23 protein-coding genes and 1 tRNA gene are annotated in these 20636 nt (G+C 74.8%); 8 read left to right on the top strand and 16 right to left on the bottom strand.

Features of this window, described 5'->3' with window-relative positions; translation table 11 throughout:
• Positions 1-104 precede the first annotated feature (104 nt).
• The 10 genes from rplL to IU369_RS03560 all read right to left on the bottom strand — a co-directional run bounded on the left by rplL (position 105) and on the right by IU369_RS03560 (position 4283).
• Complete coding sequence (rplL, locus tag IU369_RS03605; protein WP_217923204.1) at positions 105-482, bottom strand: 50S ribosomal protein L7/L12; 378 nt, start codon at positions 480-482, stop codon at positions 105-107.
• Positions 483-527: 45 nt separating this feature from the next.
• Positions 528-1067 carry a 50S ribosomal protein L10 gene (rplJ, locus tag IU369_RS03600; protein ID WP_281426225.1) on the bottom strand — a complete coding sequence of 180 codons (540 nt, stop codon included), beginning with the start codon at positions 1065-1067 and terminating at the stop codon, positions 528-530.
• Positions 1068-1235: 168 nt separating this feature from the next.
• Positions 1236-1958, bottom strand: a complete 723-nt coding sequence (rplA, locus tag IU369_RS03595; RefSeq protein ID WP_217923202.1) for a 50S ribosomal protein L1 — start codon at positions 1956-1958, stop codon at positions 1236-1238.
• A gap of 11 nt (positions 1959-1969) precedes the next feature.
• Entirely contained in the window at positions 1970-2398 is a 429-nt protein-coding gene (gene rplK / locus IU369_RS03590; protein WP_217923201.1) for a 50S ribosomal protein L11, read from the bottom strand.
• 60 nt (positions 2399-2458) lie between these two features.
• A complete protein-coding gene (nusG, locus tag IU369_RS03585; protein ID WP_217923200.1) occupies positions 2459-2992 on the bottom strand; it encodes a transcription termination/antitermination protein NusG in 534 nt (177 codons plus the stop codon).
• A gap of 15 nt (positions 2993-3007) precedes the next feature.
• On the bottom strand, positions 3008-3208 hold the full coding sequence (secE, locus tag IU369_RS03580) for a preprotein translocase subunit SecE (protein WP_217923199.1): 201 nt from the start codon (positions 3206-3208) through the stop codon (positions 3008-3010).
• A 193-nt stretch (positions 3209-3401) separates the two neighbouring features.
• A tRNA-Trp gene (locus IU369_RS03575) sits at positions 3402-3474 on the bottom strand.
• 26 nt (positions 3475-3500) lie between these two features.
• Positions 3501-3662 (bottom strand): 50S ribosomal protein L33, encoded by a 162-nt coding sequence (rpmG, locus tag IU369_RS03570; RefSeq protein ID WP_281426205.1) that lies wholly within the window; start codon positions 3660-3662, stop codon positions 3501-3503.
• An 85-nt stretch (positions 3663-3747) separates the two neighbouring features.
• On the bottom strand, positions 3748-4026 hold the full coding sequence (locus IU369_RS03565) for a hypothetical protein (RefSeq protein WP_217923198.1): 279 nt from the start codon (positions 4024-4026) through the stop codon (positions 3748-3750).
• Positions 4023-4283, bottom strand: a complete 261-nt coding sequence (locus tag IU369_RS03560) for a hypothetical protein (protein ID WP_217923197.1) — start codon at positions 4281-4283, stop codon at positions 4023-4025. Before IU369_RS03560 ends, IU369_RS03565 begins: the two co-directional genes overlap by 4 nt.
• An 87-nt stretch (positions 4284-4370) precedes the next feature.
• Here IU369_RS03560 and IU369_RS03555 point away from each other — a divergent pair, with 87 nt between their 5' ends.
• From IU369_RS03555 to IU369_RS03545, 3 genes are read left to right on the top strand one after another with little or no spacing between them, the layout of a single operon-like run.
• On the top strand, positions 4371-6008 hold the full coding sequence (locus tag IU369_RS03555) for an AMP-binding protein (protein WP_217923196.1): 1638 nt from the start codon (positions 4371-4373) through the stop codon (positions 6006-6008).
• On the top strand, positions 6005-6253 hold the full coding sequence (locus IU369_RS03550) for a hypothetical protein (RefSeq protein ID WP_217923195.1): 249 nt from the start codon (positions 6005-6007) through the stop codon (positions 6251-6253). Before IU369_RS03555 ends, IU369_RS03550 begins: the two co-directional genes overlap by 4 nt.
• Positions 6253-7746 (top strand): cryptochrome/photolyase family protein, encoded by a 1494-nt coding sequence (locus IU369_RS03545; RefSeq protein ID WP_217923194.1) that lies wholly within the window; start codon positions 6253-6255, stop codon positions 7744-7746. Before IU369_RS03550 ends, IU369_RS03545 begins: the two co-directional genes overlap by 1 nt.
• A gap of 6 nt (positions 7747-7752) precedes the next feature.
• On the opposite strand, the gene IU369_RS03540 is transcribed toward IU369_RS03545, so the two are convergent.
• Positions 7753-8523: a GNAT family N-acetyltransferase gene (locus tag IU369_RS03540; RefSeq protein WP_217923193.1), complete on the bottom strand. Its 771-nt coding sequence runs from the start codon at positions 8521-8523 to the stop codon at positions 7753-7755.
• Between the two features lie 63 nt (positions 8524-8586).
• Between IU369_RS03540 and IU369_RS03535 the strand changes: the two genes are divergently transcribed.
• From IU369_RS03535 to IU369_RS03525, 3 genes are all read left to right on the top strand, one after another.
• A complete protein-coding gene (locus IU369_RS03535; protein WP_217923192.1) occupies positions 8587-9000 on the top strand; it encodes an Hsp20/alpha crystallin family protein in 414 nt (137 codons plus the stop codon).
• Complete coding sequence (gene lon / locus IU369_RS03530; RefSeq protein ID WP_217923191.1) at positions 9000-11396, top strand: endopeptidase La; 2397 nt, start codon at positions 9000-9002, stop codon at positions 11394-11396. Before IU369_RS03535 ends, lon begins: the two co-directional genes overlap by 1 nt.
• 959 nt (positions 11397-12355) lie before the next feature.
• Positions 12356-12610, top strand: coding sequence for a hypothetical protein (locus IU369_RS03525; RefSeq protein ID WP_217923190.1), 255 nt, complete (start codon positions 12356-12358; stop codon positions 12608-12610).
• A 48-nt stretch (positions 12611-12658) separates the two neighbouring features.
• Here IU369_RS03525 and IU369_RS03520 read toward each other — a convergent pair whose 3' ends face one another.
• Together IU369_RS03520 and IU369_RS03515 are read right to left on the bottom strand one after the other, a co-directional pair.
• Positions 12659-13702, bottom strand: coding sequence for a zinc-binding dehydrogenase (locus tag IU369_RS03520; protein ID WP_217923189.1), 1044 nt, complete (start codon positions 13700-13702; stop codon positions 12659-12661).
• Positions 13699-15915 (bottom strand): FdhF/YdeP family oxidoreductase, encoded by a 2217-nt coding sequence (locus tag IU369_RS03515; protein ID WP_217923188.1) that lies wholly within the window; start codon positions 15913-15915, stop codon positions 13699-13701. Before IU369_RS03515 ends, IU369_RS03520 begins: the two co-directional genes overlap by 4 nt.
• Positions 15916-16057: 142 nt before the next feature.
• On the opposite strand from IU369_RS03515, the gene IU369_RS03510 reads away from it, so the two are divergent.
• Positions 16058-16915, top strand: coding sequence for a hypothetical protein (locus IU369_RS03510; RefSeq protein ID WP_217923187.1), 858 nt, complete (start codon positions 16058-16060; stop codon positions 16913-16915).
• A 68-nt stretch (positions 16916-16983) separates the two neighbouring features.
• Here IU369_RS03510 and fdhD read toward each other — a convergent pair whose 3' ends face one another.
• A complete protein-coding gene (gene fdhD / locus IU369_RS03505) occupies positions 16984-17802 on the bottom strand; it encodes a formate dehydrogenase accessory sulfurtransferase FdhD (RefSeq protein ID WP_217923186.1) in 819 nt (272 codons plus the stop codon).
• Between the two features lie 14 nt (positions 17803-17816).
• Between fdhD and IU369_RS03500 the strand changes: the two genes are divergently transcribed.
• A complete protein-coding gene (locus tag IU369_RS03500; protein WP_217923185.1) occupies positions 17817-18998 on the top strand; it encodes a molybdopterin molybdotransferase MoeA in 1182 nt (393 codons plus the stop codon).
• Here IU369_RS03500 and mobA read toward each other — a convergent pair.
• Positions 18893-19609, bottom strand: coding sequence for a molybdenum cofactor guanylyltransferase (gene mobA, locus IU369_RS03495; RefSeq protein ID WP_217923184.1), 717 nt, complete (start codon positions 19607-19609; stop codon positions 18893-18895). The two genes, IU369_RS03500 and mobA, sit on opposite strands and share 106 nt — an antisense overlap.
• Positions 19606-20601 carry a GTP 3',8-cyclase MoaA gene (gene moaA / locus IU369_RS03490; RefSeq protein WP_217923183.1) on the bottom strand — a complete coding sequence of 332 codons (996 nt, stop codon included), beginning with the start codon at positions 20599-20601 and terminating at the stop codon, positions 19606-19608. Before moaA ends, mobA begins: the two co-directional genes overlap by 4 nt.
• Positions 20602-20636: the final 35 nt, after the last annotated feature.

Raw genomic sequence — 20636 nt, 5'->3', positions numbered from 1 at the left:
GCTTCTTCGACCGCCGTCCCCGGCGGAGCCGGTGCGGTCGTGTGCCGAGGCCGGCGCAGTCGGCGCCGACGAAGGAGGCGACGGCCGGCCTCGGCTCGACGTACCTACTTGACGGAGACGATCCCGCCGGCCTCCTCGAGCTGCGCCTTGACGGAGTCGGCCTCCTCCTTCGCGACGCCCTCCTTGACGGCGCTCGGGGCGTTGTCGACCAGCTCCTTGGCCTCCTTCAGGCCGAGGCCGGTGACCGCGCGGACCACCTTGATGACCTGGATCTTCTTGTCGCCGGCGGCGTCGAGGCTGACCGTGAACGCGGTCTGCTCCTCGGCGGCGGGGGCGCCGCCACCGTCAGCGGCGGGCGCGGCCGCCGCGACGGGGGCCGCGGCGGAGACGCCGAAGGTCTCCTCGATCGCCTTGATCCGCTCGGACAGCTCGAGCACGGAGATGCTCTTGAGCTCCTCGATCCATTCCTCGGTCGTCGCCATGTGTTCGCTCCTCGTTGGTCGTGCGTGAAAGGTGTGGGACGGCGGTCAGGCCGCCGGTGCGTCCTCGGTCTCGCGCTGGGCCTGGACGGCGGCCAGCGTGCGGGCGAGGCCGCCGATCAGGTTGCCGAGGCCACCGGCGAGGCCGGTGAGCGGCGCGGCGATGGTGCCCGCGAGCTGGCCCAGCAGGACCTCGCGCGAGGGCAGCTTCGCCAGGCGCGTGACGTCGGCCTGCGGCAGGTCGGCGCCCTCGAGCAGTCCACCCTTGATGGTCAGGGTGGAGGGGAACTCGGTGGCGAAGCCGTCGAGCGCCTTCGCGGCGACGGCGGCGTCACCGCCGACCCAGACGAGCCCGGTGGGGCCGTCGAGGTAGGGCAGCAGGGCCTCGCGGCCCGTGTCGCTCGCCGCCCGGCGCGCGAGGGTGTTCTTGACGACCGTGTACTCGGTGTCGACGGCGCGCAGCCGGCCACGCAGCTCGGAGAGCTGCTTGACGGTCAGGCCGCGGAAGTCGGTGGCGAACACGGTGTCCGCCGAGCGCATGCGCTCGGTGAGCTCCGCGATGGCCTCGGCCTTCTCTTCTCGTCTCAGGGTGTCACCTCCATCTGCTCGGCCCGCGCGGGCGGGCGACAGCGGAGGCGCCCCGTCACCGGGACCCCGTCAGCCTGTCACCAACCTCGCACGGGTGCCCCGCGAGGGGCGTTTGAGGCGGCGAATGGCCGCCCCCGTGGGTCTTCGGTCGGGTGCTGTGTCCGGGCGCTAGGCCGCGGGCTCCTCCAGGACCTCGGAGGCGGCGGTGCGGGTGGTGTCCACCGGGATGCCCGGGCCCATCGTCTGGGCGAGGGTGATCGAACGGAGGTACTTGCCCTTCGCGGCCGCGGGCTTGACGCGGACGATCTCCTCGAGCACGGCCTGGTAGTTCTCGATGAGCTGACGCTCGTCGAACGACCGGCGGCCGATGCCGATGTGGATGATCCCGGCGCGGTCGGTGCGGTACTCGACCTTGCCGGCCTTGACGTCGGTGACGGCCTTGCCGACGTCGAACGTGACGGTGCCCGACTTCGGGTTCGGCATCTTGCCCGAGGGGCCGAGGATCCGGCCGAGCTTGCCGACCGTGCCCATCATGTCCGGCGTCGCGATGGCGACGTCGAAGTCGGTGAAGCCCTCCTGGATCCGCTTGGCGAGGTCGTCGCCACCGACGACGTCGGCGCCGGCGGCCTCGGCCTCACGCGCCTTGTCGCCCTCGGCGAACACGGCGACCGTGACGGCCTTGCCGGTGCCGTGGGGCAGGCTGATCGTGCCGCGGAGCTGCTGGTCGGCGTGCCGCACGTTGACGCCGAGGCGCATGTGCACCTCGACCGTGGGGTCGAACCGGGTGAGCTCCTGCGACTTGAGCAGCTTGACGGCGTGGAGGGGGTGGTAGACGCGCTCCGCGTCGATCTCCGACTTCGCCTGCTGGTAGCGCTTGCCGCGCTTCGGCATCTCTTCTCCCCCTACGCCGCGTCGACGGTCACGCCCATACTACGTGCCGTCCCCGCGATGATCGTCATGGCCGTCTCGATGCTGTTGGCGTTCAGGTCCGGCATCTTGGTCTCCGCGATCTGCCGCAACTGGTCCTGCGACAGGTTCGCGACCTTCTCCTTGTGCGGCTCCGGGCTCCCCTTCGGGATGCCGAGCGCCTGCCGGATGAGCACCGCCGCCGGCGGGGTCTTGGTGATGAAGGTGAACGAGCGGTCCTCGTAGACCGTCACCTCGACCGGGGTGGTGGTGCCGTTGCCCGCCTGGGTCTGCGCGTTGAACGCCTTGCAGAACTCCATGATGTTGATGCTGGCGCCACCGAGCGCGGGACCCACGGGCGGGGCGGGAGACGCCTGCCCGGCCGGGATCTGGAGCTTGATGACCTGCAAGACCTTCTTCGCCATGACGTCCTCGATCGCGGGGCGTGCGCCCCGGTTTGCGTTGTGGGGCCGGAGCCCCGGAGATTAGGTGAGCTTCTTGACCTGGTCGAACGAGAGCTCGGCCGGCGTCTCGCGGCCGAAGATGCTGACCAGGACCTTCAGGCGGCCCTGCTCGGCGTTGATCTCGGCGATCTCACCGGTGAAGTCGGACAGCGGACCGGCGATGACCTTGACGCTCTCGCCGACGACGAAGTCGGCCTTGACCTTCGGCCGCTCCTGCGTCGCGACGTTGAGGAGGCGGTCCACCTCGCCCTGCGTCAGCGGAACCGGCTCGTTCTCGCGCCCGCCGCCACCGACGAACCCGGTGACGCCCGGCGTGTTCTTCACGAGCCAGAGGGCGTCGGGGGTCATGTCCATGTTGACCAGCACGTATCCGGGCAGCCGGCGCTTCTCGGTCTGCACCTTCACGCCGTCCTTGGTCTCCACGACCTGCTCGGTCGGGATCACGACCTGCTTGACCCGCTCGCGCTGCCCGAGGGAGACGAGACGGTGCTCGAGATTGGCCTTGACCTTCTTCTCGTGCCCGGAATAGGTGTTGATGACGTACCAGCGGAACAAACGTGTGCCCCTCGGTCAGAAGATCGCGTCGACGAGCCGGCCGAACACTGCGTCGAGCGCGGCCAGGTAGACCGAGACGATAGCGACGACCACCAGGACGACCGCGGTGGACTGGAGCAGCGTGGCGCGGTCGGGCCAGCTCACCTTCTTGAGCTCGGCGATGACCTCCGAGATGAAGCGGGAGCCTCGGCGCTGCTGGACGACGGCCTTGGTCACCGACCCCGCCTTGTCGGGCTTGCGGCGCTGCCCCGGCGGGTTCGGCTTCGGGCTCTTCGGCCCCTCGGCCCGACGCTTCGCGGGCGGGCGTGCTCCGCCCGGAGCCGGCTGCGCGCCGTCTCCCGACTTGTCCTGCCCCCGTGCGGGTCGGATGCGCGCCATCGTCAGGTGACCATCATTCGTCGTTGGACTACAGGGCCGGAGGGACTCGAACCCCCAACCCCCGGTTTTGGAGACCGGTGCTCTACCAGTTGAGCTACGACCCTACGCGGAACCCCTCAGAGCGTGGCCGCTACCGGGTTTCCTTGTGCGGCGTGTGACGCCCGCACCAACGGCAGAACTTCCGGAACTCGATGCGGTCCGGGGTGTTCCGCCTGCTCTTCATGGTCTGGTAGTTCCGACGCTTGCACTCTTCGCAAGCCATCGTCACTGCAATGCGCTGCCCTGTTGCCACAGGTCGACGACTCCGGTCCGGGGGACGGGCCTGGGAACGCTAGCACACGCCCGGCGGCCCGCTCGCGGCGGCCCCGGGGGCCCGTTCAGGCGCCGGGGCGCCCCACGCGGCGCAGGCGCGCGGCGGGCGACTGGGCGGCGACCGCCTCGGCGTGCGCGGCGGCGCGGAGCAGGCCGGCGGCGGCGCGCTGCAGGTCGAGCCCGGTCGCGATCGGCTCCTCGTCGACGCCGAGGATGCCCGAGAGGCGCCGGTACTCCGCGACGAGCGGCGGCCGCGCCTTCGCGTTCGGCGACCCCGCCGAGCGCACGCGCTGGCAGAGGGTCTGGACCTGGGCGACGGTGATCGGCTCGAGCGAGGGGCTCACGTGATCTCTCCTGGGGCGCCGCCCATGGCGAGCAGCAGCGTTTCGCGTGCGAGGACATCGACCGAGACGAGGAACCGCCGGCCGCGCGGCCCGAGCTCGAACTCCTCCTGGACGTCGAAGACGTCGTGGCCGTGGCCGATCACGTGCCCGCGGACGCGCAGCGGCGCCTCGGTGTGCGTGTCGAGCGCGTCCAGGCCGTGCACGAGGCTGCGGCGGGCACGGGCCGTCAGACGGGGTTCGTCGGGGTGGGTCGCCATGTGTGGTTGGGATCGGCGGGCGCGGGTGCGGTCTTGACCCCCGGTGTCGCCACGGGTCCCTCCCGACTGTGGTCTACTCCCGGACCGATGGACGAATGGTCGGACTGGTACCGCCGCGAGGACCCCACCGCCTGGGTCCTCCCGTCGATCCTGCGGCGCCGCGCACGCGAGCACCCGGATCGCGACTACCTGCGCGTCGGTGACGGGCCGTGGCGGAGCTACGGCGAGATCGACGCCCGCGCGGACCGGGTCGCGAACGCCCTGATCGCCCGCGGGCTGCAGCCCGGCGAGGCCGTCTCGACGCTGATGCCGAACTGCGAGGAGAACATCGCGGCCTGGTTCGGCATCCAGCGGGCGGGGGCCGTCCAGTGCCCCATCAACCTCGCGTACCGGGGCGACTTCCTGTCGTGGGTGATCAACCTGCCGCGCTCGCGGTTCCTGATCCTCGACCACGCGTACCTCGGCCGCCTGGAGCACATCGCCGGCGAGCTCCCCCACCTGGAGCACGTGATCGTGCTCGGCCACGGGGAGCGGGACGGCCCCGACCCCACGGTGCGGTGGGAGCCGTTCGACGCGCTGCTGGAGGCGCCCGACGGCGACCCCGGCGTCCCGGTCACGTGGACCGACGACGCCCGCATCATGTTCACGTCGGGCACGACGGGCCGCTCGAAGGGCGCGATCAAGCAGCACGCGTCCGACTACTTCTCGGGCCGCACCTACATCGAGGTGTGCGGGGTCACCGCCGACGACACCCTGTTCTCGTGCCTGCCGCTCTTCCACTCGAACGCCCAGGTGCTCGCGGCGTACCCGGCGCTGATCGCGGGGGCCCGGATCGCGTTCGTCGAGCGCTACTCGGCGAGCCGCTTCTGGGCGCAGGTTGTGGACGCGGAGGCGACGATCCTGAACACCGTCAGCGCGATCAACTACTTCATCTGGAACACCCCGCCGGGCGACCTCGACCGCGCCCACCGCGTGTCGCGGATCATGGCGATGCCGGCCCCGAAGGACCTCTACGAGCGCTTCGAGGAGCGGTTCGGCATCCGCTTCATCGAGGGCTACGGGCTGACGGAGACGGGGATGGTGACCTACCACCCGCCGGGCCGGCCGGGGCGCCCCGGCAGCTGCGGCGTCGCCACGCCCGGCTTCGAGGTGTCCGTCGTGGACCCCACGTCGGACATGCCGGTCCCCGTCGGCAGCCCCGGCGAGATCGTCGTGGACATGAAGCTGCCGAACATCGTGATGCGCTCGTACGCGGGCATGCCCGAGAAGACCGCCGAGGACTTCCGCAACCTGAAGCTCCACACCGGCGACCTCGGCCGCCTCGACGAGGACGGCTACCTCTACTTCCTCGACCGGGTGAAGGACTACATCCGGCGCCGCGGCGAGAACGTCTCGTCGATGGAGGTCGAGCGGATCGTCGCCTCGCACCCCGAGGTGCTGGAGGCCGCCGCGATCGGCGTCCAGGCGTCGGAGGGCGCGTCGGCGGAGGACGAGATCCTCGTCTGCCTCGTGCCGCGCGACGGCTGCGACCCGGACCTGTCGGCGCTGCTGTCGTGGCTCGACGAGCGGATGCCGTACTTCGCGGTCCCCCGCTTCCTGCGCGTGCTGGACCACCTTCCGAAGACGCCGACGGAGCGCGTCCGCAAGGTGGAGCTGCGGGAGGCGGGCCTGACGGGCGACACCTACGACCGCGTGGCCAGCGGACCCCCGCCGCCCGGGCGGTGAGCGACGATCTCGACCTGGGCGAGGCGGCCGACTACATCCTGTCGGAGCGCCCGGGGCTGACCGAGGACGTGGTGTGGGCGGTGCTGAACGAGCTCGGCACGCCGCCGGCGCCGGGTCAGGACCGCCTGGCCCTGCAGCTGCTGGCGGGGGCCCGGCCGGAGGTGCGGGCGAGGGACGCGAAGCGGGTCATCCGCGAGTGGCGCGCCTACGCCGACCTGGCGGGGGAAGACGACTGGGAGGACTGATGGCGCCCGGCCGCACCGTCTGGGTGCTCGGCGACCAGCTGAACCGCGGCATCGCGTCGCTGCGGGACGCCGACCCGGCCACGACGCGGGTGCTGATGGTGACGGCGGAGGCGAAGCGGGCGTCGAAGCGCTTCCACCGGCAGCGGCTCCACCTGGTGGCGGGGGCGATGTCCGCCTTCGCCGCGGAGCTGCGCGCCGAGGGCTTCGCCGTCGATGAGCGCACGGCGCCGACGTTCGCGGAGGGCCTCGCCGCGCACCGGCGCGCCCACTCCCCCGGTGCGGTGTCGGCGATGGAGCCGATGTCGTGGGACGGACGCCGCATGCTGGAGCGCCTCGGCGTGGACCTGGTGCGCTCCGACCAGTTCCTCTGCCACTACGAGGACTTCGCGGCGTGGGCCGACGGCCGCGGCGACCGGCGGCTGCGGATGGAGGACTTCTACCGCGAGCAGCGCCGCCGCCTCGGGTACCTGATGGACGGCGACGAACCCGCCGGCGGGCGCTGGAACCTCGACGCCGACAACCGCGAGCCGCCCCCGCGCGACGGGCGGGCGTGGCCGCGGCCGGTGCGCTCCCGCGACGACGACGCGGCGGGCGACCCGCCGCTGCCGCCCCGCGCGTTCGGCGCGCCGCCCGACGGCACGTGGGCGCTGACCCGCCGGGGGGCGCTCGCGCGGCTGCGCGCCTTCGTCGCCGAGGGCCTCCCGCGGTTCGGCACGCACCAGGACGCGATGCTGGACGGCGAGTGGCACCTCGCCCACTCCCTGCTGTCGCCCTACATGAACCTCGGGATGCTCCACCCCCGCGAGGTGGCCGACGCCGTCGAGGCCGCCTACCGCGCGGGCGACGTCCCCCTCGCGTCGGCCGAGGGGTTCATGCGGCAGGTGATCGGCTGGCGCGAGTACGTGTGGGGCGTCTACTGGCGGGAGGCCCCGCGGCTGCGCCGCGCCAACGGGCTGGGCGCCGAGCGCCCCCTGCCGCCCCTGTTCACGGGGGCGGGGACCGCGATGCGCTGCGTGGCGTCGGCGCTCGACGGCGTGGAGGAGCACGCCTACGCCCACCACATCCAGCGCCTCATGGTGCTCGGCAACCTCGCGCTGCTCACCGGGGTGCGGCCGCCGGAGATGGTCGACTGGATGTGGGGCGCGTTCATCGACGGCGCCGAGTGGGTGATGCTGCCGAACGTCGTCGGGATGGCCCTGCACGCCGACGGCGGCCGGATGATGACGAAGCCGTACGCCGCCGGCGGCGCCTACATCGACCGCATGAGCGACCACTGCGGGCGATGCCGGTTCGACCCGAGGCGGCGCACGGGTGACGACGCGTGCCCGTTCACCACGCTCTACTGGGACTTCCTCGCCCGGCACGAGGAGCGCTTCGCGCGCAACCCCCGCATCTCCCGGCAGGTGCGCGGCCTCGGGCGCCTCGTCGACCTGCCCGCGGTGCGCGCCCGGGCGCGGGAGGTGCTGGCGAAGCTCGACGCCGGGGAGCTCTGACGCGGCTCAGAGGAGCGGGTCGCGCAGCAGGCGCACCTCGCCGATCGCGGTGAAGCCGAGGCGCTCGAGCACCGGCGCGGACATCGCCCCCGCCGACGTCACCAGGCGGGGCAGGCCGCGGGACGCCGCCGCCCGCCACCGGGCGTGCACGAGGGCCCGGTAGGCGCCGCGCCCGCGGGCCCACGGCGCGACCGACCCGCCCATCAGCACCCCGGCCTCCGGCACGGCGACCATCCGGCCGACCCCCGCCGGGCGGCCCTCGACGAGGGCGAGGTGGTGGTCGACGAGGCCGCTGGCGCGCTCCGACTCCCAGACCGCGTCGAGGCGCCCGCGCCGCACCTGCCGCTCCGCCGGCGGGATGCCCCAGACGTCGGCGTCGAGCTCCATCGCCGTCCGGTACGTCGCGACGTCCTCGACCGGGACCACCTCGACGCCGGCGGGGCCCGGAGGGGGCCGGTCGATGGTCACGGTGCGGAGGACCGGCTCCCCCGGGTACGGCACGAGGCCCTCCGCCACCAGCGCCGCGGTGACGCCGGGCGGCGACGCGAGCGCCCCGACCCACCAGACGAGGTCGGTGGCGTCGAGCGCGCGGGCCAGCTGCCGCGCGGACGCCACGGCGGCCGCCGCACCGCCCGGTGGGAGCCGCACCCGCTCGACCGTCACCCCCCCGCTGCGGGCGACGAGGGTGAAGCCCTCACCGGGGACGAGCCGCGCCCCGGGGCCGGGCGGCGTGATGAGCCCGGGTTCCTCGGCGGCGGCGAGCAGGACGTCGCGCATGGGGCCCATCGTCGCACCGTGGGAGGGCCGCGGGGCGCGCGTGCCTGCACTACTCTTCGGGGCGTGTACCGCGACGACGTGGACCGCTTCCTCGCCGACCTCTTCCCCGGAGGCCGCCACGGCGCCTCGAACGAGGCCCGGGCCCCGGTCGACGTGTACCTCACCGACGGCCCGCCGCCCGCGTTGACCGTCGAGCTCGACCTGGCGGGGGTCGACCCGGCGCAGGTGGAGATCGGCCTGACGGAGGACCTGCTCGTCGTGCGCGGCGAGCGGCGGCGCACCGGCGAGGGACGCCGCGCCTACCAGCACGCCGAGATCGCGTGGGGGCCGTTCGAGCGGCGGCTGCGCCTCGGCGTCTCCGTCGACCCGGAGCGCGCCGCCGCCTCGTACGAGCACGGCCTGCTGCGGATCGTGCTGCCCCTCGCTCCGACCCCGCCCCTGCGCCGCGTGCGGATCTCCGTCCGCGAGCCCTCCTGATGGCGGAGGAGGACGTCCCGGTCGAGGTCGCCGTCGGCGGCGGCGAGCCGGACGAGGCGGAGGTCGAGATCCCCGGGGTGCTGCCGGTGCTGCCGCTGAAGGAGACGGTGGTCTTCCCCGACGCCGTCGCGCCGCTCGCGATCGGCGAGGCGCGATCGATCCGCCTGATCGACGAGGTGCTGAACCGGCCGGAGCGGATGCTGGTGCTCGTCGCGAGCCGCGACCCGGAGCTGACGGAGCCGCCGCCGGACCGCCTGCACGACATCGGCGTCGCCGCGGTGGTGCAGCGCATGGTCCGCGTGCCGGACGGCACCGTCCGCATCCTGGCCCAGGGGCTGCGGCGGGTGCGGATCGGCGACTACGTCCGCGCCGAGCCGTTCCTGGAGGCGCACGTCGAGGAGGTCCCCGACCGGGCGGAGCGCACCACGGAGGTGGAGGCCCTCGCCCGGAACCTCCAGGGCGTCTTCACCCGGATGATCGCCCTCGTCCCCCACCTGCCCGACGAGCTCGGGATCGCGGTCGCGAACATGGAGGACCCGACCGCGCTCTCGTACCTGATCTCCTCGTCGATCCGGTTGACGCTGGAGGAGCGCCAGGGGCTGCTGGAGGAGGTGGACCTCGCCGCCCGCCTGCGGCGCCTGACGGAGCTGTGCACCCGGGAGCTGGAGCTGCTGGAGCTCGGCGCGAAGATCCAGAGCGACGTCCAGACCGACCTGGAGAAGGGGCAGCGGGAGTTCTTCCTGCGCCAGCAGCTGAAGGCGATCCGGGAGGAGCTCGGCGAGGGCGGCGACGAGGGCCGCGACATCGAGGAGCTGCGGGAGCGGCTCGCCGAGGTGGCGCCGCCGGAGGAGGTCCGGGTGGCGGCGGAGCGCGAGCTCGCCCGGCTGGAGCGGCTGCCGGCGGAGGGGGCCGAGCACGGCGTGGTGCGGACCTACATCGACTGGATCCTCGCGGTGCCGTGGAACGTGACGACGGAGGACGACCTCGACCTGCCGCGGGCCCGCGCCGTCCTCGACGAGGACCACTACGACATCGAGAAGGTGAAGGACCGCATCATCGAGCAGCTCGCGGTGGCGCGGCTGAAGCCCGACGCGCAGGGGCCGATCCTCTGCTTCGTGGGGCCCCCCGGGGTCGGCAAGACGTCGCTCGGCCAGTCGATCGCCCGCGCCCTGGGGCGGCGGTTCGCCCGCATCTCGGTCGGCGGGGTCCGGGACGAGAGCGAGATCCGCGGCCACCGCCGCACCTACGTCGGCGCGATGCCGGGCACGATCGTCCGCGCCATCCGCGACGCGGGCGCGATGAACCCGGTGCTGATGGTCGACGAGATCGACAAGATGGGCGCCGACGTGCGGGGCGACCCGTCGTCGGCGATGCTCGAGGTGCTCGACCCCGCGCAGAACGGGACGTTCCGCGACCACTACCTCGACCTGCCGCTCGACCTCTCCCGCGTGCTGTTCCTCTGCACCGCGAACGTGCTGGAGACGATCCCCGGTCCGCTGCTCGACCGGATGGAGGTGATCCGCCTCTCGGGGTACACGGAGGAGGAGAAGCTCCACATCGCCCGCCGGTACCTGCTGCCCCGCCAGATCGCGGCGGCGGGGCTGCCGAAGGGGCTGTTGCGCGTGACCGACGCGGGCCTGCGGACCGTGATCGGCGAGTACACCCGGGAGGCGGGCGTGCGGCAGCTGGAGCGCCGCCTCGGCGCGATCGCGCGGCGGGTGGCGCGGCGGGTGGCGGAGGGGGACGCGACGCGGCTGTCGGCGGGGCGTGCGGTGGTGCGCGACATCCTGGGGCCGGAGCGGATCCACAACGAGGTGAAGCGGCGCACGAGCGAGCCGGGTGTCGCGACGGGCCTCGCCGTGACCGGCGCCGGCGGGGAGATCCTGTTCGTCGAGGCGATGGTGATGCCGGGCGGGGGGAAGCTCACCGTCACGGGGCAGCTGGGGGACGTGATGCGGGAGTCGGCGCAGGCCGCCGTCTCGTACGTGCGGGCCCGGTCGGCGCGCCTCGGCCTCGACCTCGCCGACGACTTCTTCTCCACCCACGACGTCCACCTGCACGTGCCCGCCGGCGCCGTCCCGAAGGACGGTCCGTCGGCCGGCGTGACGATGGCGACCGCCCTCGTGTCGGCGCTGTCGGGCCGCAACGTCAGCGCCGACGTCGCGATGACGGGCGAGATCACGCTGACCGGTCAGGTGCTCCCCATCGGCGGCGTGAAGGAGAAGGTGCTCGCGGCGCGGCGCGCCGGCATCCGGGGCGTGATCCTCCCGAAGCTGAACGGCGAGTCCCTCGCCGACCTCCCCGACGGCCTCGCCGAGGAGATGCGCATCACCCTCGCCGACCGGATCGAGCAGGTGCTCGACGTCGCCCTCGAGGACGGCCCCGCCCGGCGCTGAGAGGTCCGGGGTGGCGGGGTCGCGAGGCGCGGTCGGCGGCGCGGGGCCGGTCGGCGGTGGCGGCGGAGGCGGAGGCGGCGGCGGGGGGCCGTGGTCGAGCCAGCGTCCGTCGCGGAACCACCGGCGCATCGTCCGGACCGCCGGGGGGCGCCCCTCGCCGCGGGCGGCGCGGCGGCGGAGGCGGTCGATGACGGCGGCGGGCGGCTCCCCCGCCGCGAACGCCGCCTCCGCCTCGGCGCGGAGCGCCGCCCACGAGTACGACCCGGGCCGCGGCCGGTCGGGCGGCGGGCCGACGAGGCGCCGGCGGTGGAGGTCGAGCGCCCGGGACCGCCGCGCCGTCATGCATCCCGCGGCCCGCCAGACGCTCATGAGGCTGACGACGATGTCCCGCCCCGCCCGGGAGCGCTGGAAGTCCTCCGACCGGTGCTCCTCGCAGAGCCAGACCCGGACGCCGCAGGGGAGGTGGAGCTCCGCCCGCTCCCCCCGGCCCCTCCCCACGCAGATCGCGCACGGTGGCCGCTGGCCCATCCCCGGCTGCTTGTAGAACGATCGCGCCATCGGGACGGAGCCTGGCGACCGGGAACCGACCGGTGGCGCGCGACCGGTGCCGGATCCGCGCCGTCCCCGTGCCGTTCCTCGTCGCAATCGGACCGGGACGCCGGGTCCAATCGCACCTCGGAACGAGACGCGTGGGGCGACGCCGGCCCGGCGGCGTCGTCGTCCCCGGTGCCCGGGCGCTGATCGGACGGTCGGGCGGATCCCCGATCCGGCGTCCAGGGGACCGGGCTCGCGGGTCGGGAGCGCCAGGGGCCGCGCGGACGGGGGGGTCGGGTCCGATTGGACCCGCGTCGTGGGTCCAATCGGACCCGACACCGCGCAGAGGGGGCCCCGGCGAACACGGCGGACCCCCAGAGGCCGTCTCGCGTGGGGTGGTGGGGACGCGCTACATTCGCCGCGGGATGGAGGAGCCGCCCGAGAGGGACGCCACGGACGCCGAGATCGAGGCGCGGATCGGTCGCGTCCACCGGCAGCTCGGCATGGAGGGCGACCCCCTCCCCGGGTCGAGCGCCCGGCGGCCGTCACCCGCCGTCCGGGACCTCGCCGCGCAGGGGCGGACCGCCGACGCCGCCCGGCTCCACCGCGACCAGACCGGCTGCGACCTCACCACCGCCGTCGCCGCCGTCGCCGCCCTCCCCACCACGGCCCCCGACTGATCCCGGCGGCGGCGCGCGGCGGCGGCGCGCGCCGCGCGGCCCCGGCCGTCAGGCGGAGCCGACCTCCACCAGGACCTTCACGGCACGCCGTTCGTCCATCGCCGCGTAGCCCTCCGGCACCTCGTCGAGCCCGATCACGGTGTCGAGCACCGGGGAGGGATCGAGCCTCCCGGCGAGGACGTCATCCAGCAGCTCCGGGATGTACGCCCGGACGGGGGCGACCCCACCGATCAGGCGGATGTTGCGCTGGTGGACGTCGAGGAGCGCGACGGGCTCCGCGGGGACGCCGACGTGGCCGACCGTGCCCCCCGGGACCGCCGCGCCGATCGCCGTCGCGAACGACCCCGCGTTCCCGACGCACTCCACCACGTGCTCCGCGCCGCCACCCGTCAGGTCCCGCACCCGCGCCACCGCGTCCCGGCCGCGCTCCGTCACCAGGTCCGTCGCGCCGAAGCCGCGGGCGATCTCCAGGCGGTCGTCGTGGTGGCCGAGCACGATCACCCGCTCCGCCCCGAGGCGCCGGCACGCCAGCACCGCGCACAGCCCCACCGCCCCGTCACCCACCACCACCACCGTCGCGCCCGGCGCGACACCCGCGGAGAGGGCGCCGTGGTGCCCCGTGCCCATCACGTCCGTCAGGGTCGCGAGGGCCGCCGCGAGACGCGGGTCGGAGAGGTCGGCGTCGTCGGGCAGGGCGACGAGCGTCCCGTCGGCGAGGGGGGCCCGTACCGCCTCCCCCTGGCCGCCGTCGTCCGTCCCGCCCCAGTACCCGCCGGTCCGGCACGACGTCTGCAGGTTCGCGTGGCACCGGTCGCACGTCCCGTCCGAGTACGCGAACGGCGCGATCACCCGCTGGCCGACGCGGAGGGACCGGACCTCCGACCCCACCGCCTCCACCACGCCCATGAACTCGTGGCCCGTCCGCCCCGGGCGGCCGTAGATCTCGAGGTCGCCCCGGTACGGCCACAGGTCGCTCCCGCAGATGCAGGCGTGGGTGACGCGCACCAGCGCGTCGGTCGGCTCGCGCAGGGTGGCGTCGGGGACGTCCTCCACCCGGATGTCGCGTGGCCCGTGGTAGACGGCGGCCTTCATGCGGGGACGACCTCCACGATCGCGTTGTAGTCGGGGACCCCGCTCACGTCACGCGCACCGCGCGCGATCAGGGGGTTGCACTCCGGGAAGAACATCTGGACGTTCCCGGGACGCATCGGGGCGATGCGCGCGCGGGCGCGCACCTCCCCCACGTCGGAGCGCACCACCAGCGGGGCGCCCTCGTCCACGCCGATCCGCCGGGCGTCCTCACGGGAGATGAACAGGTGGTCGCGGTCCGCACCCGTCAGGGGGTCGTGGGCGCGGAAGACCATCGAGTTGAACTGCTTGCCGCGTCGCGTCGACAACATCAGCCGGCCCTCCGGCACGTGGCGCTCCGGGGGCTGCACCACCGCGAACCGCGCCCGCCCGTCGGGGGTCGGGAACACCCAGCCGTCGCAGAGGCGGGGACCGCCCCACTGGACCTGGTCGCCCGTGTCGCGGAGGGTCTCGATGCCCGCGTACAGCGGGACGACCCGGGCGATCTCCTCGCGGATCGCCTGCCCCGACGGCGTCGCCACGAGGTGGGCCCGCGCCGGGTCCACCCGGGCCGCGACATCGCTGAAGATCTCCCACTCCGTCCGCGCCTCCCCGACCCGGGGACCCCGGATGGGCGGGCTGAACGCGATGCGCCGCTCGGTCGTCGTCTCCGTGCCTCCGTCGCGCTGCTCGTACCGCGTCGCCGCCGGCAGCAGCACCACCACCTCGCCCGGGTCGATCAGCATCTGGCTCGTCACCACGATGTCCTGGTGGACCCGCACCGGCACCCGCGCCAGGCACCGGGCGACCTCCCCCGGGTCGGGGAGCGTCTCGAGGAAGTTGCCGCCGCTCGACCACAGGACGTCGAGGCGGCCGTCACCCGCCGCCTCGACCATCTCGTCCACCGTCAGCCCCGGCGTCGTCGGCACGTCGAACCCCCACTGGTCGGAGAGCGCCGCCGCGGACCCCTCGTCGAGGGTGATCCCCCCGGGCAGCGCCGTCGCGTACGCGCCCATCTCCGCCCCACCCTGCACCCCCGAGTGCCCCCGGATCGGCATGAGGCCCGCACCGGGGCGGCCGACGTTGCCGCGGGCGAGGGCGAGGTCGATCACCGCCCGCACGTTCTCCGAGCCGAACGCGTGCTGGGTCAACCCCATCGACCACACGAACACCGCGGAGTCCGACGCCGCGTACATCGCCGCGAACCGCTCCATGTCGGCGCGCGACGCCCCCGACGACGCCTCCAGCTCCGGGAAGCCGAGCGCGTCGAGGGCCTCCTGCAGCGCGTCCCACCCCGTCGTGTGGGCGTCGATGAAGCCCCGGTCGAGTCCCCCCGTCGCCGCGAGCACCTTCATCACCCCGGCGATGAACGCGATGTCGCCGCCGATCGAGACCGGGAAGAACTCATCCGTCATCCGGGTGCCGAACACCGCGCTCTCGGCGTTCGACGGGACCCAGTAGCGCTCCAGACCCGGCTCGCGGTACGGGTTGACCACCGCCACCCGGGTGCCCTCCCTCCGCGCCAGGTAGAGGTACTTCATCACCACCGGCTGGGCGTTCGCGACGTCCGAGCCGAACAGGACGACCAGGTCGGAGGCCATCAGGTCGCCGTAGGAGATCGTCGTCGCCCCCGCCCCCGCCATCGTCCGCAGCGCCGCCGTCGAGGGCGCGTGGCAGATGCGCGCGGCGTTGTCGATGTTGTTCGAGCCGAGGAAGCGCGCCACCTTGCCGGCCGTGTAGTAGACCTCGTTCGTGATCCCGCGGGCGGTCATGAACAGGCCGAACCGCTCACCGCCGCCCTCGCGGATGCGTCCCGCGACGAGGTCGAGCGCCTCGTCCCACGAGACCCGGGTGAACCCCGGTGCGCCCGCCCCGCGCACCATCGGGTACGCCAGGCGCCCCATGTCGCGCAGCTCGGCGCCGGTCCGCTCGCGGAGGGGCGCCACGTCGGCCAGGAGGCCGTGGTCCATCGCGCCCATCGTGTTCACCTTGAGCAGGCTGAGGCGCGTCGTGCACAGGTGGACGCCGTCGATCGTCCAGTCGTGCAGGCCGGCGACGCCGAGGGCGCACCCGTCGCAGACGCCCTTACGCAGGATCCGCGACGCATAGGGCAGGGCGCGGCGGTTCTCCCACGCCACGCGCAGCATGTCGAGGTAGTGGTTCGGCTTCGTCAGCCCCACCCCGTTCGGGCGCAGGCCCACCCACAGATCGCGCCGTCGCGGGCGGGTGCGCGCCATGCCCCAGGTTACCCCCCGCCCGGGCGGCCGAGACGCGGGGTGCGGGAAACCCGCACCGCCTCGTCACGAATTACGTACGTGTGCCGATACACAAATCGCGGGCGTCGGTGCCCGCCTCCCGACACCGAACCCGGAGGACCCCTTGTCGCGCGTACGCCTCGTCGCGGCCGGCCTCGCCGTCGTCGCCGCACTCGGTGCGGGGACGGCGAGCGCCGCACCCGCCACCCCCGCGTGGAACACGCAGGTGTCGACCCTCATGAAGGGCGACAAGCAGTTCACGAAGCTCGCCACGAAGGTCGCCCCGTGCGCCGCCGCCGCGCCGACGGTCGCGTCGGCACGGAAGGTCCGCGCCGTCGCCGTCAGGAACTGGCGGACGGCCTCCGTCCGCGGCCTCCGGGCGAAGAACGTGCGCATGCGCGCCGCCGTCCTGCGGCTCGCGAAGGCCGCCAACAGCTGCGGGCTCGCCGTGCCGGCGAATCCCGGCGGCCCGGTGGTCGTCACCCCCGGCACCGGCGGGTTCACCACCACCCCCGGCCTCCCCGGCAGCCCCGGCGCGCCGGGCGCGCCCGGCGGCGGGGGCGCCACGTCGATCACCCTCGACCTGCCGATCCGCACCATCCTCGACGGGCTGCCGATCGACCTCACCGCCGTCCTGAACGGCGGCGTCCTGCCGCAGGTCATCCAGCTCGTCCCCTCCACGGGCCTCACCGACCCGGTCTGCTCCACGGTCGGCACCGCCTGCATCGGCGTGAACCCGGCGACGCTGTCGTCCGTCCTCACGACCGTCACCGCGGGCGTCCCGCTGGTCGGCGGCCTCGTCACCCAGGTCGTCGGCGCGCTGACGGGCGGCAACCTGTCGGGCATCCTCACGGTCCAGCGGGTCAGCGACACCGTCGTCCGGATCGTCCCGGCCGGCCCGCTCGCCACGGTCCGCGCGCTGCTCGGCCCCCTCGCCGGCGCCCCGACCACCACGGTCGCCATCCTCAAGGCCACCCGCTGACGGGCTGACCCACCGGCGCGTCCCCCGGGCCCCGTCGTCGCGGTCGCGACGGCGGGGCCCGCGGTCGTTCACGGCACGATGCGATCCGGGTGCGCGTAGACGTTGTAGCCGTCGCCGCGCAGGAACCCGACGAGCGTCACGCCGAGGCGCTCCGCGGCGGCGGCGGCCAGGCTCGACGGCGCCGACACCGCCGCGAGCACCGGGATGCCGGCCACGGCGGCCTTCTGGACGATCTCGAACCCCGCCCGCCCGGACACCATCAGGACGTGGTCGTGGAGCGGCAGGTCACCGGCGAGGGCGGCCGTCCCGACGACCTTGTCGACGGCGTTGTGGCGTCCGATGTCCTCGCGGGCGATCCGCAGCCCCCCGCCGGGGTCGAAGAGGCCCGCGGCATGCAGGCCGCCCGTGGCGTCGAACACCCGCTGCGCCGCGCGCAGGACGTCCGGCATGGTGAGGAGGACGTCGGCGGGGACGCGGGGCCCGCCGGACAGGGGGTCGCACCGCACCTCGACCGCGTCGAGGCTCGTGACGCCGCAGATCCCGCAGGCGGACGTCGCGGCGTGCGCGCGGTCGGGCCCCGGCGTCACGGGACGGGCGCTCCGCACCGTGACCACGTTGAACCGCTGGTCCTCCCGCTCGACGTCGTCGCAGTACGCGACGCGGGTCACCGTCCCGGGCTCCACCACCCCCTCCGTGACGAGGAAGCCCGTGGCCAGGGCGAAGTCGTCGCCGGGTGTCCGCATCGTGACCGCGACGGGCGTCGTGACCCCGTCCGGGCCGGTCACGCGGATCTCCATCGGCTCCTCCGCGGCGAGGCGGTCGCGCCGGGTGGTGCGGACACCGCCGCGCACCGCGATCACCGGGCGCCGGGGGGCGGCCGAGCTCATGAGACGATCCCCCCATGGACGTGATCAGGGATGCGGGCGTGGCCGCGGCGATCGAGTGCGCGCGGGCGCTCGCGCCCCGGACGGGGGTCGAGCGAGTCGCGGTGCCCGACCTCGCGGGCCGCGCGCTGGCGGAGGACGCCGTCGCGCGGCGCGACCTGCCGCCGGTGGACACGTCGGCGATGGACGGCTGGGCCGTGCGCGGCGCCGAGACCCCCGGCGACCTGCGGGCCCACGGCGAGAGCGCCGCGGGCGCGCCCGCGCGCGCGGCCGCGGGTCCCGGTGAGGCGGTCGCGGTGTCGACGGGCGCCGCCATGCCCGGGGGCGCCGACGCCGTCGCCCGGAGCGAGATCACGCGGGTCACCGGCGGCCGCGTCCACGTGACGGAGGCCGTCGCGCCGGGCCGCGACGTCCGGCGGCGGGGGGAGCTGATCGGGGCGGGGGCGACGCTGCTGCCCGCCGGCCACCGGGTGTGGCCGCACGAGGTCGGCGCGATCGGGGCGCTCGGCGTCGCCGAGGTGCTGTGCCACCGCCGCCCGCGGGTCGCGATCCTCGCGACCGGCGCGGAGCTCGTGCCCCTCGGGACCGTCGCCGGCGTCGCGCAGGTGCACGACGCCAGCCGGCACGGGCTCGCGGCGCAGGCCCGCGCCGCCGGCGCCGAGGTCGTCGCGTCGGCCGTCGTCGGCGACGACCTCGACGCGACGGTGCGCGCGCTGCGTCAGCTCCTCGACGGCGAGCCACCGCCCGACCTGATCGTGACGAACGGCGGCATCTCGGGTGGCGTCCACGACCACGTGCGCCCCGCCCTCGCGCGCCTCGGCGTGACGGAGGTGCTCCGCGGCGTCCGGGCGGCGCCGGTGCGCCCGACGTGGCTCGGGGTGCGCGACGGGTGCGTCGTGCTCGGCCTGCCGGGCAACCCGGCCTCGGCGGCGGTCGCGTTCCACCTGCTCGGGCGGCCCCTGCTCGGCGGCCACGACGACTGGTGGCGGCGCGGGGCGCTGGCCACCGCGTACGCGACGCGGGAGGGCCGGGCCGAGCTGGTGCGCTGCGCCGAGGGGCCCGGCGGCCTCGTGGCGATGGCGCAGCAGGGGCCTCACGCGATCACCTCGCTCGCCGGGGCCCGCGTGCTCGCGTGGCTGCCGGAGGAGGGCACCGGCGTCGCGTCCGGCGAGGAGGTCCCCGTCTCCCGCTTCGACTGAGCCGCCCGCAGGTCGCCGGGGGTGTCGATGTCCGCGAGGCCGGCGAGGCCGGGGTCGGCCGCGCGGACGGCCGGGTCGGCGAGCAACGCCGCCTCGTCGAGCCAGGTGACGCGTCGTCCCGCGAGCAGCGCCCCCACCCGGCGCTCGCCCGCGTCGAGGAGGCGCGCGACCTCCGGCAGCAGGTCCGTGCGGTAGGCGGCGAGCAGCGGCTGGGGGCGGCCGGACACGACGGGCACGGCCGCGTCGGCGTCGCCGAGGGCGTCGAGCAGCCGGGCGACGAGGGCGGGGCCGAGGAACGGCAGGTCCGTCGCGGCGACGACCACGCGGGGGACGCCCGCGGCCGCGGCCATGCCGGCGTGGATCCCCTCCAGCGGGCCGCGGCCGGCGGCGCGGTCCTCGGCGACGCGCGTGCCGGCGGGCAGCGGGGGCAGCGCCTGGCCCGGCGCCCGCACCACGATCACCGGCGCGACGACCGGCGCGAGCGCCGCCACCACCGCGGCGAGCAAAGTGCCGTCACCCCACGGCAGGTCCGCCTTCGCGCGGCCCATGCGTGTGGAGCGTCCGCCGGCGAGCACGATCCCGGCGGCGGCGACGCCGGGGCCGGGGGTCATCCGCCGATCATGCTCATGGGGCGGCCGGCATAGGTCCAGGAGGGGTCGGCCATCCCGTGCCCCGCCTCCTTGCGCGACACGGCGAGCCGGGCGACGGCCGCGATCTCGTCGTCGTCCGCGCCCGCCCGCAGCGGGGTCCGGAGATCCGTCTCGGACGTGGAGAACAGGCACGTCCGGAGCTGACCGTCGGCGGTGAGGCGCAGCCGGTCGCACGACGCGCAGAACGGCTCGGTCACCGACGACACGAACTGCAGGACCCCCGCCCCGTCGGCGAAGCGCCAGCTCGTCCCCGTCGCCGACGGCCGCTCCGGCGCCATCGGCAGCAGCGGCCACCGCGCCCCGATCATCTCCCGCAACTCCTCACCGGACAGGACGGCCTCACGCGTCCACTCGCGGGGGGCGTCGAGGGGCATCACCTCGATGAACCGCACCACGTACGGCCGTTCGCGGGCGAGACCGGCGAGGGGCAGCACATCCGGCTCGCTCACGCCGCGGAGGGCGACGGCGTTCACCTTGATCGGGCGCAGGGAGGGGTACCGCTCGCAGGCGGCGAGGCCCGCGAGGGCCCGGTCGAGGTCGCGGCGGCGGGTGATCATCTCGAACCGGTCGGGGTCGAGGGAGTCGATCGAGACGTTGACCCGCCCGAGCCCGTTCGCGACGAGGTCGTCGATCGCGTCGGCCAGCAGGACGCCGTTGGAGGTCATCGCGATGTCCCCCACCCCGGGGACCGCGGAGATCCGGCCGATGAGGGCGGGGAGGCCGGGGCGCACCAGCGGCTCACCCCCGGTGATGCGGATCTCGCCGACGCCGTGGCGGGCGAAGATCCCGACGAGGCGGACGATCTCGTCGTCGCTCAGCAGCTCCTCGCGGGGGAGCCAGCGCATCCCCTCCGCGGGCATGCAGTACCGGCACCGCAGGTTGCACCGATCGGTCACCGAGATGCGCAGCGAGCGGTGCGTGCGGCCGAAACCGTCGCGCAGGGCGGTCTCCATCATCGGATGGTACGCGCCCCGGTCCGGCAGGGCCC

Origin of the sequence: Miltoncostaea oceani, from assembly GCF_018141545.1 — a bacterium.
Lineage (GTDB): Bacteria > Actinomycetota > Thermoleophilia > Miltoncostaeales > Miltoncostaeaceae > Miltoncostaea > Miltoncostaea oceani.
This window is presented reverse-complemented; position numbering and strand designations above follow the sequence as displayed.